The following is a 16,170-nucleotide window of genomic DNA, read 5'->3' as shown; positions in this document are numbered from 1 at the left end:
TTCAGGCCTCGGTGGATGCTTGCTTGTAGTTGTAGCCGATCGGGTGAGGCTGGTTACGAGCCTTGGCCAGCTCGATCTGCTTCTGCCGGTCGATGGCGCTGCGACGGGTCTTCTCACTCAGCTTATCCCAGCAATGCGGGCAACTGATGCCGGCCACGTAATGCTCGGACGCGCGGTCTTCGATGCTGACCGGTGTGCGACAGGCATGACATTGATCGTAGTCACCTTCGCTCAGGTCGTGACGCACGGTCACGCGGTTGTCGAACACGAAGCAGTCGCCCTGCCACTTGGTTTCTTCCTGCGGCACCTCTTCGAGGTACTTCAGGATGCCGCCCTTGAGGTGGTAGACCTCACCGAAGCCCTCGCTGAGCATGTAGCTCGACGCCTTCTCGCAGCGGATGCCGCCGGTGCAGAACATGGCGACCTTCTTGTGCACGGCCGGATCGAAGTTGGCTTTGATGTAGTCGGGAAATTCGCGAAAACTGGTGGTTTTCGGGTCGATGGCGCCTTCGAAGGTGCCAATCGAGACTTCGTAATCGTTACGGGTGTCGATCAACAGCACTTCCGGGTCGCTGATCAGCGCGTTCCAGTCTTGCGGGTCGACGTAGGTACCGACCTTTTTGTTCGGGTCCACGCCTTCCACGCCAAGGGTGACGATTTCTTTCTTGAGTTTGACTTTGGTGCGGTAGAACGGCTGCTCGTCGCAGTACGACTCTTTATGGTCGATGTCGTCCATGCGCGGATCGTTCTTGAGCCAGGCCATCAGCCCGTCGATGCCTTCGCGGCTGCCGGACACGGTGCCGTTAATGCCTTCTTCGGCGATCAGCAGGGTGCCTTTGATGCCGTTGTCGACCATCGCTTGCAGCAGGGGCTCGCGCAGAGCGACGTAATCTTCCAGGGTGACGAACTTATACAGTGCCGCCACGACAATCTGTTGTGTCATGGGTAAATCTCCAGGTGGCTACCCTCGTAAGGGGTGAACCGGATGCGAAAAAAAACGCGCCGTAGGAGCGGCGCGCTGCGTAGTCTAACAAATAATTGTAGGAGCCGGCTTGCCGGCGATGGCGATGGCGATGGCGATGGCGATGGCGAAGACGCCATCGCCGGCAAGCCGGCTCCTACGGGGAGCGTCAGTGCTTGCTGCCACCAGCACAGGTCGGCGAGGCCGGAGCCGCGTCGATCTGTGCCCATTCCTCTGGCGTGTAGGTATGCAGCGCCAACGCATGGAACTCGCCCATCAGCTCGCCGAGCGTGCCGTAGACTTTCTGGTGACGCTTGACCCGGTTCAGGCCATCGAACTGCGCGCTGACCACCACGGCCTTGAAGTGGGTCTGCAGCCCACGGCTGTGCATATGACTCTCATCCAGCACTTGCAGATGCTCGGGCTGAAGCAGGGCCAGCGTCGATTCGATGCGTTGTTGCATGGTCATACCGAACTCCGCTTAAGGCTTTTTCTTGGCTGGAGCAGCCGCGTCTTTCGGGGTCAGCTCGGCGGTCATGTCGGCCAGCAGCTTGTTGACCACCGGCACTGCGCTTTCCAGCTTGGACTGGGTCATCTGGGCCGATTGCTGGGTCAGCTGGGGCATTTTTTCCATGACTTTCTTGCCCAGTGGCGACTGGTAGAACGCAACCAGGTCCTTGAGCTCGGATTCGCTGAAGTTGCTGGTGTACAGCTTGACCATGTCCGGCTTCAGCTTGTTCCAGCCAATGGCCTGGTCCAGAGCGGCGTTAGCCTTGGCCTGGTAGGTTTCCAGTACGGCTTTTTTCGATTCAGGGGCTTTGGTCTGTTCGAAACGCTGGGCAAACATCTGCTGTACTTGCATGTACACCGGGGTGCCCAGTTTGTCAGCGTGCGCCATGGTCAGGAAAGCCTCGGCACTGGCGTTATGGCTAGCGGTGTCGGCGAGAACCTGGCCGCTGGCGCAGACCAAAGCAACGGCGGTACAGATGGCACGAAGACGAGTCATCGAGTTTCCTTTTCTAGCTGGCGAGGTAAGACCCCAAGGGCGTCCATTCTGCGCCTAAAAAAGTGTGTCGCTCAACCCCAAGCCTTGTCGCACCTGATTTAGAGGGGTTGAATGGTCAAATACAGACTGATGGAACCACGGCCGTCGATCACGGCCTAAACTGCGCAATCGGACCTACAGGAGTGAGCAAGATGAGCCGTATCGAAACCGACAGCCTCGGCCAGGTTGAAGTCCCGGATGAAGCCTATTGGGGTGCTCAGACGCAACGCTCGCTGATCAACTTCGCCATCGGCAACGAACGCATGCCGCTGGCGGTGTTGCATGCCCTGGCGCTGATCAAGAAAGCCGCGGCGCGGGTCAATGATCGCAACGGCGACCTGCCCGCCGATATCGCCCGTCTGATCGAGCAGGCCGCCGACGAGGTGCTCGCCGGCGACCACGACGACCAGTTTCCGCTGGTGGTCTGGCAAACCGGCAGTGGCACCCAGAGCAACATGAACGTCAACGAAGTCATCGCCGGTCGCGCCAACGAGCTGGCTGGCAACCCCCGTGGCGGCAAGTCCCCGGTGCACCCCAACGATCACGTCAATCGCTCGCAGAGTTCCAACGACTGCTTCCCCACCGCCATGCACATCGCGGCCGTCCAGGCGGTGCAGCAGCACTTGCTGCCGGCGATCAGCGAGCTGTCCGGCGGCCTGGCCGAGCTGGCAGCTCGCCATATGAAGCTGGTCAAGACCGGTCGCACCCACATGATGGATGCGACACCGATCAGCTTCGGTCAGGAAGTCTCGGCCTTCATCGCGCAACTCGATTACGCCGAGCGAGCGATCCGCAGCGCACTGCCCGCGGTCTGCGAGCTGGCCCAGGGCGGCACAGCGGTCGGCACCGGGCTGAATTCGCCCCACGGTTTCGGTGAAGCCATCGCCGCCGAACTGGCCGCCCTTTCCGGCTTGCCGTTTATCACCGCGCCGAACAAATTCGCCGCGCTGGCCGGCCATGAGCCGCTGACCACGCTGTCCGGTGCGCTGAAAACCCTCGCCGTGACCCTGATGAAAATCGCCAACGACCTGCGCCTGCTGGGCTCCGGCCCGCGCGCCGGCTTCGCCGAAGTCAGGCTGCCGGCCAATGAACCGGGCAGTTCGATCATGCCGGGCAAGGTCAACCCGACCCAGTGCGAAGCGTTGTCGATGCTGGCCTGCCAGGTGCTGGGCAACGACGTCGCCATCGGCTTTGCGGCCAGCCAGGGCCACCTGCAGTTGAACGTGTTCAAACCGGTGATCATCCATAACCTGCTGCAATCGATCCGTTTGCTCGGTGATGGCTGCAGCAACTTCCAGCAGCATTGCGTGGCCGGCCTGGAGCCGGATGCGGAAAAAATGGCTGAACATCTGGAACGTGGCCTGATGCTGGTGACGGCGCTCAACCCGCACATTGGTTACGACAAATCGGCGGAAATCGCCAAGAAGGCCTACAGCGAAGGGCTGACCTTGCGTGAGGCGGCGTTGCAGCTGGGGTATTTGACCGATGAGGAGTTCGATGCCTGGGTAAGGCCGGAGAATATGCTGGAGGCCGGGGCCAAGGGCTGAAACATGTAGTGATCTGAAGTCCGTCTTCGCGGGCAAGCCCGCTCCCACAGGTTTTGCATCGTCCACAAAATTGAACGACGCAAAACCTGTGGGAGCGCGGCTTGCCCGCGATGAACGATGACGCGGTCTAACTGGCTGCCATCCGCACTTTCCGCGCCTTGAGCCCGGCAATCAACGACGGCCCCAACGCCACCAGCGCCGACCCCAGCACCACCAGCACCGCACCGCCATAACCCAGACCATTGATCGTCTCGGCATGCACATAGTCGGGCCACAGCCATGCCGCCATGGCAACCGCCGCAAAAGTCACCAACGGCGTAATGGCCAGCGTCGCGCTGACCCGGGAAGCTTCCCAGTGGGCCAGGGCCTCGGCAAACGCGCCATAGGCAATCAGGGTGTTAAGACAGCACGCCAGCAGCAACCAACCCTGCAAGGGGTTCAATTGCAGCGCTTCGAGCGGATGCACCCAGGGCGTCAGCAGCGCCGCGCAAAACAGGTAGATCACCATCATCACCTGCAGCGAGTTCCACACCGTCAGCAATTGCTTCTGCCCCAGGGCATAGAAGGTCCAGACCGTGGACGCCAGCAGCACCAGCAGCACGCCGGCGGTGTAGTCGGTCAGCGACGTGAGCAATTCACTCAGGCGCTGGTTGAAGAACAGCGCAAAGCCGATCAGCAGCACCAGCAGGCCAATCCCCCGCCCCAGGCTGAAGCGTTCCTTGAACACAAACAGACTGGCGATCAGCAGCATGATCGGCCCCATCTGCACCACCAGTTGCGCGGTGCCGGGGCTGAGCAGGTTCAGGCCCATCAAATACAAGACATAGTTGCCCACCAGGCCGAGCACGGCCATCAGCACCAGCCAGCCACCGCGAGGGCCGAGCACTTTGCGACTGGGCAGGCGCCTGGTGGCCGCCAGGTAAATGAACAGACAACCGCCAGACACCAGCAGGCGAAACCAGGTCACCGTCACCGGGTCCATCACCAGCAACACTTGCTTGAGCTTGATCGGCAGGATTCCCCACAACAACGCGGTCAGCAAGGCCAGGAACAGACCGTAAACCCAGCGACCCGATGAAATGTGCATGTGAACCCCGAAGCCAACTGACAGGAGCCGTCATTCTAGGCCTGGAGCCTTGGCGTACACAGGCACAGTTTGGATCTGGCCGCGAACGAAACTGTGCGGGTCGTTATCTGGAGCAAGGGTGAACAGCTATACCGCGTCGCCTGCATTCGCGAGCAAGCCCGCTCCCACATTGAATGGTGTACGCCGTCAAATGTGGGAGCGGGCTTGCTCGCGAAAGCTATAGGACAGACAACACAAAGTGCTGAGGCTTACCGCACCGCCTCAAACAACCCGGTAGCCCCCATCCCGCCCCCCACGCACATGGTGACGATGCCGTACCGCAGATTGCGCCGCTGCAATTCACGCACAAGGTGCCCGACCTGACGCGAACCGGTCATGCCGAACGGGTGGCCGATGGAGATCGAGCCGCCGTTGACGTTGTACCGGGCGTTGTCGATTTCCAGACGATTACGGCTATAGAGGCATTGCGAAGCGAACGCCTCGTTGAGTTCCCACAGATCAATATCGGCAACTTGCAAGCCTTTGGCCTTGAGCAGTTTCGGCACCGAAAACACCGGGCCGATGCCCATCTCGTCCGGCGCGCAACCGGCCACGGTAAAACCGCGGAAGAACGCTTTCGGCTTTAGCCCCAGTTCCAGTGCCTTTTCCAGGCTCATCACCAGCGTCATGGACGCGCCGTCCGACAGTTGCGAAGAGTTGCCGGCCGTGACCGAACCATCTTCGGCGAACACCGGTTTCAAGCCGGCCAGGCTTTCCAGGGTGGTGTCGGGGCGGTTGCAGTCGTCGCAGTCGACGATGCCGTCGAGGATCTGTGTCTGGCCGGTCGCCTTGTCTTCGACGCGGTACTTCACCGCCATCGGCACGATTTCATCAGTGAACAGCCCGGCAGCCTGAGCCTCGGCGGTACGCTGCTGGCTTTGCAGCGCGTACAGGTCCTGCTCTTCGCGGCTGACGTTGTACCGGCGCGCGACGATTTCAGCCGTCTGGCCCATCGGGAAGTAGATGCCCGGCACCTGCTCCTTGAGCAGCGGGTTGATCAGGTTGTCGGTGTTGACGCTTTTCATGGTCAGGCTGATGGACTCCACGCCACCGGCGACGATGATGTCGCTGCAACCCGAAGCGATCTGGTTGGCGGCGATGGCGATCGCCTGCAAGCCCGAGGAACAGAAGCGGTTGAGGGTCATGCCGGCCGTGCCGATGCCCAGGCGCGACAGCACCGCGACATTACGCCCGATATTGAAACCCTGGGCGCCTTCGTTGGAGCCGGCGCCAACGATGCAGTCCTCGACGCTTGCCGGATCGATACCGGTACGCGCCAACAGGGCATCGACACAGTGTGCCGCCATGTCGTCCGGGCGGGTCATGTTGAATTTGCCGCGAAAGGATTTGGCCAGGCCGGTCCGCACGCTGTCGACGATCACCACTTCACGCATGGCATACCTCATTGTTGTTATCGGTTGAGAGTGGGCCGAGCATAAGTCCAGCCCTTCACCGACCGCGACAATCATTCACCCCGCGTATGCGCAACCATCGCCTCAATCCTTGTCTTTCTGCTTCTTACGCTCATGCCGGTCGGACTTTTCGAAAGCCTCCTCCAGTGCCCGATTGATGGTGCGCAAGACTTTGACTCGCGCCCAGCGCTTGTCGTTGGCTTCCACCAGGGTCCATGGCGCAATCTCGGTGCTGGTACGGTCGACCATGTCGCCGACCGCCGCGCGATAGTCATCCCATTTTTCACGGTTGCGCCAGTCATCTTCAGTGATCTTGAAGCGTTTGAAGGAAATCTTTTCGCGTTCCTCAAAGCGCTCCAGTTGCGTCTGTTTGTCGATGGACAGCCAGAACTTGACCACGATCACACCGGCGTCGGTGAGTTGTTCCTCGAAGTCGTTGATTTCACCGTAGGCACGCAGCCAGTCTGCCGGGCTGCAAAACCCTTCGATGCGCTCTACCAACACCCGACCATACCAGGAGCGGTCGAACACGGTGAACTTGCCCCGGGCCGGAAGGTGTCGCCAGAAGCGCCACAGATAGGGCTGCGCCCGCTCCTCTTCGGTGGGCGCGGCAATCGGCACGATGCTGTATTGGCGCGGATCAAGTGCCGCCGCCACCCGGCGAATCGCCCCGCCCTTGCCTGCCGCGTCGTTGCCCTCGAACACCGCCACCAGCGCATGGCGACGCATGCGTTTGTCACGCATCAACCCGGAAAAACGCGCCTGCTCGGTGATCAGCTGTTCTTCGTAATCCTCCTTGTCCAGGTGCAGGCTCAGGTCCAGGCTGTCGAGCAGGTTCACTTGATCGACACTGGGGAACACTGGCGCCGCACTGACCTTTTCCGGATGGATCGTTGGCCGTTGCAATGCGCCCTGCAGGCCCGCCAACAGAATCCGCCCCACGGCCAGACTGCGATAATGGGCATCCGCCCCGGCGATCACATGCCAGGGTGCATAGTCGCGACTGGTGCGACGCAGCACCCGCTCGCCATACTTCACGAACCTGTCGTAGGTTTCCGATTGCTGCCAGTCCAGCGGGCTGATGCGCCAGCTGTGCAACGGGTCGTCGGCCAGCGCCTTGAGGCGTGCCTTCATTTGCTTCTTGGAAAGGTGAAACCAGAACTTGAAGATCAGCGCACCTTCATCGCAGAGCATCTTTTCCAGGCGCTCGGCGCCGTTGATCGCCTGGTCCAGCCGCGGATCCTTGAACTCGCCATGGACCCGCCCCTGCAGCATCTGGCTGTACCAGTTGCCGAAGAAAATCCCCATGCGGCCCTTGGCCGGGAGCATCCGCCAGTAGCGCCAGGCCGGTGGCCGCGCCAGTTCTTCGTCAGTTTGCTGATCGAAGGTGCGGACCTCGATCAGCCGCGGGTCCATCCACTCGTTGAGCACCTTGATCGTCTCCCCCTTGCCGGCACCTTCGATGCCATTGATCAAAATGATCACCGGAAAGCGGCGTTGCTGCTGCAGTTCGAACTGCGCTTCGAGCAACGCTTCGCGCAGGGCGGGGATTTCGGCGTCATAGGTTTCTTTGTCGATGGCGTGATCGATTTCGGCGGATTCGAACATGGATGGCTCCCTTCCAGATCTGAGCAAGACTAGCGGATTGAACTGAAGGCCAGCAGAGTTTTTCCTGATGGTTCCGGATTCCTGTGGCGAGGGGGCTTGCCCCCGTTGGGTTGCGAAGCGGCCCTGAAATCAGCCAACCGGGTCTGTCAGGTAAATCCGATTGGCTGGTTTTACGACTGCTTCGCAGCCGAACGGGGGCAAGCCCCCTCGCCACAAAGAGTTTGACCATGCCGTCGATCGGCTAGAATGGCGGCCTTGCCGTTGCCGAGCCTGCCATGAAACCTGTATTGCCCCACGCCCAACTCGACTGGGACGACCAAGGTCGCCCGTATTCGCGAGTGTTCGATGATGTGTATTTCTCCGACAAATCGGGGCTGGACGAAACCCGCTACGTATTCATCGAACAGAACCGTTTGGCGGAGCGCTTTGCGGCCTTGCCCGAGGGCGGGCGGCTGGTCATCGGTGAAACGGGGTTCGGCACCGGGCTGAATTTCCTGTGCGCCTGGCAGGTGTTCGAGCAACACGCCGCAGCCAGTGCGCGATTGCATTTTGTCAGCGTGGAAAAGTACCCGTTGAGCCCGGCCGACTTGCAACGGGCCCTGGCGCTGTGGCCGGAACTCAAGGTGTTTGCCGATCAACTGCTTGAGCAGTACGTGGCCATCCATCAGGGCTTTCAGCGCCTGACGCTGGACCACGGCCGCGTCACCCTGACCCTGCTGATCGGCGACGCGCTGGAACAACTGCCCCAACTCGACGCCCGGATCGACGCCTGGTTTCTCGACGGTTTCGCTCCGGCGAAAAACCCTGACATGTGGACCTCCGAACTGTTTGCCGAGCTGGCGCGCCTGGCCGCGCCCGGTGCCTCCATCAGCACCTTCACCAGCACCGGTTGGGTGCGGCGCCTGCTCAACGCCGCCGGTTTCAAGATGAAACGCACCCCGGGCATCGGCCACAAATGGGAAATCCTGCGCGGCGAGTTCCTCGGCTGGCCCCACGACGTACCCGCCCCGGCGCCCGACAAACCCTGGTTTGCCCGACTTGCACCACCGAGCGGCGAGCGCCGGGCACTGGTGATCGGCGCAGGGCTGGCCGGTTGTGCCAGCGCCGCCAGCCTGGCCGCACGGGGCTGGCAAGTGACGTTGCTGGAGCGTCACGACGACATCGCCCGGGAAGCTTCGGGCAATCCGCAGGGCGTGCTCTACCTGAAGTTATCGGCGCATGGCACGGCGCTGTCGCAAATGATCGTCAGCGGATTCGGCTACACCCGGCGACTGCTCGAACACTTGCAACGGGGCCGCGACTGGGACGATTGCGGCGTGTTGCAACTGGCCTTCAATGCCAGGGAAGCCGAACGCCAGGCGCAATTGGCGGCGGCGTTTGCGCCGGACCTGTTGCACCTGCTGGACCAATCCGGGGCCCAGGCCGTGGCCGGGATCGGGCTGGCACACGGGGGCCTGTTCTATCCGCAAGGCGGCTGGGTCCACCCTCCGGCGCTGTGTCAGTGGCAGGCCGGACACCCGCAGGTTCGACTACTCAAGCATTGTGATGCACTGGAACTGCGCAAGGTCAAGGATCAGTGGCAAGCCTGGAACGGCGAGCAATTGCTGGCCTGCGCCCCTGTGGTGGTCCTCGCCGGTGCTGCGGAAATCCAGCGTTTCCCCGAGAGTGCCGGGTTACCGCTCAAACGCATTCGCGGGCAAATCACCCGCCTGGCGCAAACGCCGCAAAGCCAGGCCCTGAGCACTGTGGTGTGTGCCGAAGGTTATGTCGCTCCTGCACGCTTGGGCGAACACACCCTGGGAGCCAGTTTCGATTTCAACAGCGATGACCTGACGCCGACCACGGCTGAACACCTGGGCAACCTGGCCATGCTCGAGGAGATTTCCCACGATCTGGTCGAGCGCCTGGAGATCGACCGCCTCGACCCCGAGAGCCTCCAGGGGCGCGCCGCGTTTCGCTGTACCAGCCCCGACTACCTGCCAATCGTCGGCCCCTTGGCCGACACCCAGGCCTTCGCTCAGGCCTATGCCGCGCTGGGCAAGGACGCCCGGCAGGTGCCGGACGTCGAGTGCCCGTGGCTCGACGGCTTGTACATCAACAGCGGCCACGGCTCGCGCGGCCTGATCACCGCGCCGCTGTCCGGAGAACTGCTGGCAGCCTGGCTGGACAACGAGCCCCTGCCCTTGCCCAGAAGCGTGGCCGAAGCCTGTCATCCCAACCGGTTTGCGTTACGGCGCCTGATCCGGGGCAAATAGCCGATACCGCCGTCGAGAGCGCCCGCACAGCGGCTCTCGGCCCCGGCTTCGCCCGCTTATAACTCATCGATATAAAACTCCCCTTGCCGAGGCGGGTCAGTTTCTGAGTACCCGCCCTTTTGGCGCGGTATCGATTGACCCTCCCCAACGGAAAAACCGGTAAGGAATTTATGTGCGGATTAGCTGGCGAGTTACGTTTTGATCACCAACCTGCAGACCTTGCAGCCGTTGAACGAATCACCCATCACCTGGCCCCTCGCGGCCCCGACGCCTGGGGGTTTCATAGCCAGGGACCGGTTGCCCTGGGCCATCGGCGCCTGAAAATCATGGACCTGTCGGACGGCTCGGCGCAGCCGATGATCGACCCGCAATTGGGCCTGTCCCTGGCCTTCAACGGCGCTATCTACAACTTTCCGGAACTGCGTGCCGAGCTTGAAAGCCTGGGTTACGCCTTCTATTCCGGTGGCGACACTGAAGTGTTGCTCAAGGGCTATCACGCCTGGGGCGAAGCCTTGCTGCCGAAACTCAACGGCATGTTTGCCTTTGCCGTCTGGGAGCGCGATGCCCAACGCCTGTTCATCGCCCGCGACCGTCTTGGCGTAAAACCCTTGTACCTGTCGCGCACCGGCCAGCGCTTGCGCTTTGCCTCAGCACTGCCGGCATTGCTCAAGGGCGGCGACATCAATCCACTCCTCGATCCGGTGGCGCTCAATCACTACCTGAATTTCCACGCCGTGGTCCCCGCACCGCGCACGTTGCTGGCGGGCATCGAAAAACTGCCGCCAGCGACCTGGATGCGCATCGAAGCCGATGGTCGCACCGAGCAGAAAACCTGGTGGACCCTGGCCTATGGCCCCCACGACGACGAGAAAAACCTGACCCTCGAAGACTGGCGCGACCGGGTGCTCGACAGCACCCGCGAAGCCGTCGCGATTCGTCAGCGTGCGGCGGTCGATGTTGGCGTGCTGCTGTCCGGCGGTGTCGACTCGAGTCTGCTGGTGGGCCTGTTGCGGGAAGTCGGCGTGGACAATCTGTCGACCTTCTCCATCGGTTTCCAGGATGCCGGCGGCGAACGCGGTGACGAGTTCCAGTACTCCGACCTGATCGCCCGACACTACGGCACACAGCACCACCAATTGCGCATCGATGAAAAAGAGATCATCGAACAACTGCCCGCCGCATTCCGCGCCATGAGCGAACCGATGGTCAGCCACGACTGCATCGCGTTTTACCTGTTGTCCCGCGAAGTGGCCAAACACTGCAAGGTCGTCCAGAGCGGCCAGGGTGCCGACGAACTGTTCGCCGGCTACCACTGGTATCCGCAAGTGGACGGTGCGAGCGATCCCTATGCCGCGTACCGCGATGCGTTTTTCGACCGCAGCTACGACGACTACGCGGCGACCGTGCAGCCAAAATGGCTGACCGCCAATGACGCCGCCGGTGACTTCGTCAAAGCCCATTTCGCCCAGCCCGGTGCCGATGCGGCGGTGGACAAGGCCTTGCGTCTGGACAGCACGGTGATGCTGGTGGACGACCCGGTCAAACGCGTCGACAACATGACCATGGCCTGGGGTCTGGAAGCGCGCACGCCGTTTCTCGACTACCGCCTGGTGGAACTGTCGGCACGGATTCCGGGGCCTTTCAAACTGCCGGATGGCGGCAAGCAAGTCTTGAAAGAAGCTGCGCGCCTCGTGATTCCCAGTGAAGTGATCGACCGCAAGAAAGGTTACTTCCCGGTGCCGGGCCTCAAGCATTTGCAGGGCGATACGCTGGAGTGGGTGCGTGAGTTGCTGCTCGATCCGAGCCAGGATCGCGGCCTGTTCAACCCGGCAATGCTCGACCGTCTGCTGACCGATCCACAGGGACAGTTGACGCCGTTGCGCGGCTCCAAGCTGTGGCAACTGGCGGCCCTCAACCTGTGGCTCAGCGAACAAGGAATCTGACCGATGAAACCTCACGCCACGGCTATCAGCCAACGCCTGTTGCGCGGCCAGTCGCCTTCCTACGAACGTTTGCAGGCACGTCTGGCCGAGGATGGCAGTGAACTCGGCGCCGCGCCGATTGCGCTGCATTGCGGCTGGGGCCGCTTGTTGATCGGCCACACCTTTGCCGATGCGGCGAGCCTCGCCGCGGAATTACTCAACGAGCAGCCCGGCGAACGGGACATCGCGCTGTACGTCGCCGCGCCCCAGCAGGTGTTGGGGCTGGAGCCGGCGCAGTTGTTCCTCGACCCGTCCGATACCTTGCGCCTGTGGTTCAGCGACTACCGCCAGGCGACCCGGGTGTTTCGTGGATTTCGCATTCGACGCGCGCAGAGCGACGCCGACTGGCAGGCCATCAACCAGCTGTATCAGGCGCGCGGCATGCTGCCGATCGATGCCACCCTGCTGACTGCGCGCCACCTGGGCGGCCCGGTGTACTGGCTGGCGGAAGACGATGACAGCGGCGCGGTCATCGGCAGCGTCATGGGCCTCAATCATGCAAAGGCCTTCAACGATCCGGAACACGGCAGCAGTCTCTGGTGCCTGGCGGTCGACCCGCATTGTGCGCGGCCGGGCGTCGGCGAGGTGCTGGTGCGGCATCTGATCGAACACTTCATGAGTCGCGGTCTCGCTTACCTCGACCTGTCCGTGCTGCACGACAACCGCCAGGCAAAAAACCTGTACGCCAAGCTCGGTTTTCGCAACCTGTCGACCTTCGCCATCAAGCGCAAGAACGGCATCAACCAGTCGCTGTTTCTCGGGCCTGGCCCCGAAGCCGCCTTTAATCCGTACGCCCGGATCATCGTCGAAGAAGCACACCGTCGCGGCATCGATGTGCAAGTCGATGACGCCGATGCCGGAATGTTCACCCTCAGCCATGGCGGGCGCCGGGTACGCTGCCGCGAATCCCTGAGCGACCTGACCAGCGCTGTCAGCATGACCCTGTGCCAGGACAAGAGCCTGACCCACAAGGTGCTCAAGGCCGCCGGGTTGAACCTGCCCGTGCAGCAACTGGCCGGCAACGCCGATGACAATCTGGCGTTCCTTGATGAGCACCGGCGCGTGGTGGTCAAACCGCTGAACGGCGAACAGGGTCAAGGCGTGGCGGTCGACCTGCAGACCATCGAAGAGGTACAGCACGCCATCGAGGCGGCTCGCCAGTTTGATAGTCGCGTGCTGCTGGAAAGCTTCCATCAAGGCCTCGACCTGCGAATCCTGGTGATCGGTTTTGAAGTGGTCGCGGCCGCGATTCGCCGGCCGGCCGAAGTGGTCGGCGATGGCCAGCACTCCATCGGCGAGTTGATCGAAGCCCAGAGCCGGCGCCGACAAGCGGCCACGGGTGGCGAAAGCAAGATCCCGCTGGACGCGGAAACCCTTCGCACCTTGCAGGCGGCCGGATACGACTACAGCAGCATTCTGCCGGCCGGCGAGCATCTGTTCGTACGACGTACGGCGAATCTTCATACCGGCGGCATTCTCGAGGACGTCACGGCGATCCTGCATCCGACGCTGCTGGATGCGGCTGTACGGGCCGCACGGGCGCTGGACATTCCCGTGGTCGGCCTCGACCTGATGGTGTCCGCCGCTGACCAGCCGGACTACGTGTTTATCGAAGCCAACGAACGGGCCGGGCTGGCCAACCACGAACCACAGCCGACGGCGGAGCGATTTGTGGATTTGTTGTTTCCGCACAGCCAGCCGGCAGCCTTATAGAAAGGGGATATACGAGCTGACGCCATCGCTGGCAAGCCAGCTCCTACAGAAGACCGCATCCCCTGTGGGAGCTGGCTTGCCAGCGATAGCGACCTGACAGACACCCAACATTCTTTCCCCTCATCGAAACCATCGATGCGCTCAACTCATCAGGAGTTTCCATGACCAGCAAAATCCCCGAACCGGACCTCGGTTACCTGCAAAAAGTCCTGCTGGAAATGCTCGCCATTCCCAGCCCCACCGGGTTCACCGACACCATCGTGCGCTACGTCGCCGAACGCCTTGAAGAACTGGGCATTCCCTTCGAGCTGACCCGTCGCGGCACCATTCGCGCCACGCTCAAGGGCAAGAAGAACAGTCCCGACCGCGCCGTTTCCGCCCACCTGGACACCATCGGCGCGGCAGTGCGTGCGGTGAAGGACAACGGCCGCCTGACCCTCGCGCCAGTCGGCTGCTGGTCCAGCCGCTTTGCCGAAGGCAGCCGGGTCAGCCTGTTTACCGACAACGGTGTGATACGTGGCAGCGTCCTGCCGTTGATGGCCTCCGGGCACGCATTCAATACCGCCGTGGATGAAATGCCGATCAGTTGGGATCACATCGAGTTGCGCCTGGACGCCTACTGCGCCACCCGCGCCGACTGCGAGTCGCTGGGCATCAGCGTCGGCGATTTCGTCGCCTTCGACCCGTTGCCGGAGTTCACCGAAAGCGGCCATATCAGCGCCCGCCACCTCGATGACAAGGCTGGAGTGGCCGCGCTGCTGGCGGCCCTCAAAGCCATCGTCGACAGTGGCGAAGAACTGATGATCGACTGCCATCCGTTGTTCACCATCACCGAGGAAACCGGCAGCGGTGCCGCGGCGGCGTTGCCCTGGGACGTCAGTGAATTCGTCGGCATCGACATCGCACCGGTCGCGCCCGGCCAACACTCCAGCGAACATGCGGTAAGCATCGCGATGCAGGATTCCGGCGGACCGTATGACTATCATCTGTCGCGCCACCTCTTGCGCCTGGCCAGCGACAACGAGCTGGCGGCACGTCGTGACCTGTTCCGCTACTACTTCAGCGACGCGCATTCGGCGGTCACCGCCGGCCACGACATTCGCACGGCCCTGCTGGCCTTCGGCTGCGACGCCACCCACGGTTACGAGCGCACCCACATCGACAGCCTCGCCGCCCTGAGCCGCCTGCTCGGTGCGTACATCCTCAGCCCGCCGGTGTTTGCCAGCGATGCGCAACCGGCCAAGGGCTCACTGGACCGGTTCAGCCATCAGCTCGAACATGACACACAGATGGAAAGCGATACGCGGGTGCCGTCGGTGGACAGCCTGGTGGGGCAGCGGTCGGAGAGCTGAGTCAGACTCTTCATTGCCTGACAGATCGCCTTCGCGAGCAAGCCCGCTCCCACATTGACCGAGTTACTTCCATGAAAATGCGGTCGAATGTGGGAGCGGGCTTGCTCGCGAAGGCGTCAGACCAGACAACACATCAGCCCCAGGCTAGCCGCAACAGCCCATACGCCGTAGCATCGCGCCATTGATCCAACCGAGGTGCCTATGCTGATCCCCCACGACCAACTTGAAGTCGACACCCTCACCCGCCTGATCGAAGACTTCGTGACCCGCGACGGCACCGACAATGGTGACGACACGCCGCTGGAAACCCGCGTACTGCGCGTGCGCCAGGCGCTGACCAAGGGCCAGGCACTGATTGTCTTCGACCCGGAAAGCGAGCAATGCCAACTGATGCTCAAGCATGACGTGCCCAAGCACCTGTTTGACTGAAGCTTCAGCGTTCCTTGGTTTTCGCCAGTTTGTTCTGGATGCGTTCATAGATTTCGGAGCGGTGCACATTGACGTCCTGAGGCGCTTCGACGCCAAAGCGAACGTGGTTTCCGTTGATCGCGAGAACGCGCACGCAAATGTTGTCACCGATGGAAATGGTTTCGCCCACAACGCGACTGAGTACGAGCATAAGGAGTGTCCTTCAGGGGTTATTGGCCCCTGAAGATGCCCGGCCCGCCGTACGCCTACAATGCTCCGACAGCAAACCGGACCGGACTGACAGCCCCTGAGCCACGCCGCTGACGGAAAAGTCTGACAAGCAGGTTGATTGTAGGGACGAGCTGTCAGGACGCGGAGAATCGCGGCCCGAACAGGATGATACTCGCGCCCATCACACACAGCGCCACGCCGAGCCAGTCCGAACCCAGCGGACGAATCCGCTCGACCACGGCCAGCCAACCAATCGAGGCAATGATGTAGATGCCACCGTAGGCAGCGTAGGCGCGGCCGGCGTAGGTGGCCTCGATACGGGTCAGCAGCAGCGCGAACAGGGTCAGGCTGAGGAGCGCCGGCACCACCCACCACATGCTTTTGCCCTGGCGCAGCCACATCCAGAAGGCGAAGCAACCGGCGATTTCGAACAGCGCGGCGAGGAAAAACCACAGGTAATTGAGCATGCAAGCGTCTCGCAAGGATGGCCGATGGCGGCCACCCTAACCACAGCGTTGCCTGCGGGCAAG

The 16,170-nt window shown here is 62.1% G+C and carries 14 protein-coding genes; 6 read left to right on the top strand and 8 right to left on the bottom strand.

All coding sequences use genetic code 11. From position 1 onward, the window contains the following. Position 1 precedes the first annotated feature (1 nt). The 3 genes from trhO to AB7M25_RS08240 all read right to left on the bottom strand — a co-directional run bounded on the left by trhO (position 2) and on the right by AB7M25_RS08240 (position 1,967). Complete coding sequence (trhO, locus tag AB7M25_RS08250; RefSeq protein WP_015093968.1) at positions 2-943, bottom strand: oxygen-dependent tRNA uridine(34) hydroxylase TrhO; 942 nt, start codon at positions 941-943, stop codon at positions 2-4. Between the two features lie 187 nt (positions 944-1,130). Further along, on the bottom strand, positions 1,131-1,430 hold the full coding sequence (locus AB7M25_RS08245; RefSeq protein ID WP_007973667.1) for a BolA family protein: 300 nt from the start codon (positions 1,428-1,430) through the stop codon (positions 1,131-1,133). 12 nt (positions 1,431-1,442) lie between these two features. Further along, positions 1,443-1,967, bottom strand: coding sequence for a DUF2059 domain-containing protein (locus tag AB7M25_RS08240; RefSeq protein WP_007973670.1), 525 nt, complete (start codon positions 1,965-1,967; stop codon positions 1,443-1,445). Between the two features lie 191 nt (positions 1,968-2,158). Between AB7M25_RS08240 and AB7M25_RS08235 the strand changes: the two genes are divergently transcribed. After that, positions 2,159-3,553 (top strand): class II fumarate hydratase, encoded by a 1,395-nt coding sequence (locus AB7M25_RS08235; protein WP_454237154.1) that lies wholly within the window; start codon positions 2,159-2,161, stop codon positions 3,551-3,553. A gap of 127 nt (positions 3,554-3,680) precedes the next feature. Here AB7M25_RS08235 and AB7M25_RS08230 read toward each other — a convergent pair whose 3' ends face one another. From AB7M25_RS08230 to pap, 3 genes are all read right to left on the bottom strand, one after another. Next, positions 3,681-4,640 (bottom strand): DMT family transporter, encoded by a 960-nt coding sequence (locus AB7M25_RS08230; RefSeq protein WP_454237153.1) that lies wholly within the window; start codon positions 4,638-4,640, stop codon positions 3,681-3,683. A gap of 248 nt (positions 4,641-4,888) precedes the next feature. Further along, positions 4,889-6,073, bottom strand: a complete 1,185-nt coding sequence (locus AB7M25_RS08225; protein WP_454237152.1) for a thiolase family protein — start codon at positions 6,071-6,073, stop codon at positions 4,889-4,891. Between the two features lie 102 nt (positions 6,074-6,175). Further along, complete coding sequence (pap, locus tag AB7M25_RS08220; RefSeq protein ID WP_454237151.1) at positions 6,176-7,699, bottom strand: polyphosphate:AMP phosphotransferase; 1,524 nt, start codon at positions 7,697-7,699, stop codon at positions 6,176-6,178. Positions 7,700-7,974: 275 nt separating this feature from the next. On the opposite strand from pap, the gene mnmC reads away from it, so the two are divergent. From mnmC to AB7M25_RS08195, 5 genes are all read left to right on the top strand, one after another. Then, a complete protein-coding gene (gene mnmC, locus AB7M25_RS08215; RefSeq protein WP_454237150.1) occupies positions 7,975-9,954 on the top strand; it encodes a bifunctional tRNA (5-methylaminomethyl-2-thiouridine)(34)-methyltransferase MnmD/FAD-dependent 5-carboxymethylaminomethyl-2-thiouridine(34) oxidoreductase MnmC in 1,980 nt (659 codons plus the stop codon). 170 nt (positions 9,955-10,124) lie between these two features. Further along, on the top strand, positions 10,125-11,897 hold the full coding sequence (locus tag AB7M25_RS08210) for an N-acetylglutaminylglutamine amidotransferase (RefSeq protein ID WP_429516655.1): 1,773 nt from the start codon (positions 10,125-10,127) through the stop codon (positions 11,895-11,897). Positions 11,898-11,900: 3 nt separating this feature from the next. Continuing rightward, entirely contained in the window at positions 11,901-13,649 is a 1,749-nt protein-coding gene (ngg, locus tag AB7M25_RS08205; protein ID WP_454237149.1) for an N-acetylglutaminylglutamine synthetase, read from the top strand. Between the two features lie 161 nt (positions 13,650-13,810). After that, positions 13,811-15,001 carry an osmoprotectant NAGGN system M42 family peptidase gene (locus AB7M25_RS08200; RefSeq protein ID WP_429388223.1) on the top strand — a complete coding sequence of 397 codons (1,191 nt, stop codon included), beginning with the start codon at positions 13,811-13,813 and terminating at the stop codon, positions 14,999-15,001. Positions 15,002-15,202: 201 nt separating this feature from the next. Beyond that, positions 15,203-15,430, top strand: a complete 228-nt coding sequence (locus AB7M25_RS08195) for a YheU family protein (protein ID WP_003199186.1) — start codon at positions 15,203-15,205, stop codon at positions 15,428-15,430. Between the two features lie 4 nt (positions 15,431-15,434). Here AB7M25_RS08195 and csrA read toward each other — a convergent pair whose 3' ends face one another. Both csrA and AB7M25_RS08185 read right to left on the bottom strand, forming a co-directional pair. Further along, entirely contained in the window at positions 15,435-15,620 is a 186-nt protein-coding gene (csrA, locus tag AB7M25_RS08190; RefSeq protein WP_104448987.1) for a carbon storage regulator CsrA, read from the bottom strand. Positions 15,621-15,774: 154 nt separating this feature from the next. Beyond that, on the bottom strand, positions 15,775-16,107 hold the full coding sequence (locus tag AB7M25_RS08185) for a YnfA family protein (protein ID WP_007973686.1): 333 nt from the start codon (positions 16,105-16,107) through the stop codon (positions 15,775-15,777). Positions 16,108-16,170: the final 63 nt, after the last annotated feature.

It is taken from the genome of Pseudomonas sp. AP3_22 TE3818, assembly GCF_053628995.1.
Note: the sequence above shows the minus strand (reverse complement) of the source record. Positions and strands in the feature narration are given on the sequence as shown.

Excerpts from the sequence above, each read along its gene's own strand:
- trhO (WP_015093968.1), bottom strand. The coding sequence starts at position 943 with ATGACACAACAGATTGTCGTGGCGGCACTGTATAAGTTCGTCACCCTG.
- AB7M25_RS08245 (WP_007973667.1), bottom strand. The coding sequence starts at position 1,430 with ATGACCATGCAACAACGCATCGAATCGACGCTGGCCCTGCTTCAGCCC.
- AB7M25_RS08240 (WP_007973670.1), bottom strand. The coding sequence starts at position 1,967 with ATGACTCGTCTTCGTGCCATCTGTACCGCCGTTGCTTTGGTCTGCGCC.
- AB7M25_RS08235 (WP_454237154.1), top strand. The coding sequence starts at position 2,159 with ATGAGCCGTATCGAAACCGACAGCCTCGGCCAGGTTGAAGTCCCGGAT.
- AB7M25_RS08230 (WP_454237153.1), bottom strand. The coding sequence starts at position 4,640 with ATGCACATTTCATCGGGTCGCTGGGTTTACGGTCTGTTCCTGGCCTTG.
- AB7M25_RS08225 (WP_454237152.1), bottom strand. The coding sequence starts at position 6,073 with ATGCGTGAAGTGGTGATCGTCGACAGCGTGCGGACCGGCCTGGCCAAA.
- pap (WP_454237151.1), bottom strand. The coding sequence starts at position 7,699 with ATGTTCGAATCCGCCGAAATCGATCACGCCATCGACAAAGAAACCTAT.
- mnmC (WP_454237150.1), top strand. The coding sequence starts at position 7,975 with ATGAAACCTGTATTGCCCCACGCCCAACTCGACTGGGACGACCAAGGT.
- AB7M25_RS08210 (WP_429516655.1), top strand. The coding sequence starts at position 10,125 with ATGTGCGGATTAGCTGGCGAGTTACGTTTTGATCACCAACCTGCAGAC.
- ngg (WP_454237149.1), top strand. The coding sequence starts at position 11,901 with ATGAAACCTCACGCCACGGCTATCAGCCAACGCCTGTTGCGCGGCCAG.
- AB7M25_RS08200 (WP_429388223.1), top strand. The coding sequence starts at position 13,811 with ATGACCAGCAAAATCCCCGAACCGGACCTCGGTTACCTGCAAAAAGTC.
- AB7M25_RS08195 (WP_003199186.1), top strand. The coding sequence starts at position 15,203 with ATGCTGATCCCCCACGACCAACTTGAAGTCGACACCCTCACCCGCCTG.
- csrA (WP_104448987.1), bottom strand. The coding sequence starts at position 15,620 with ATGCTCGTACTCAGTCGCGTTGTGGGCGAAACCATTTCCATCGGTGAC.
- AB7M25_RS08185 (WP_007973686.1), bottom strand. The coding sequence starts at position 16,107 with ATGCTCAATTACCTGTGGTTTTTCCTCGCCGCGCTGTTCGAAATCGCC.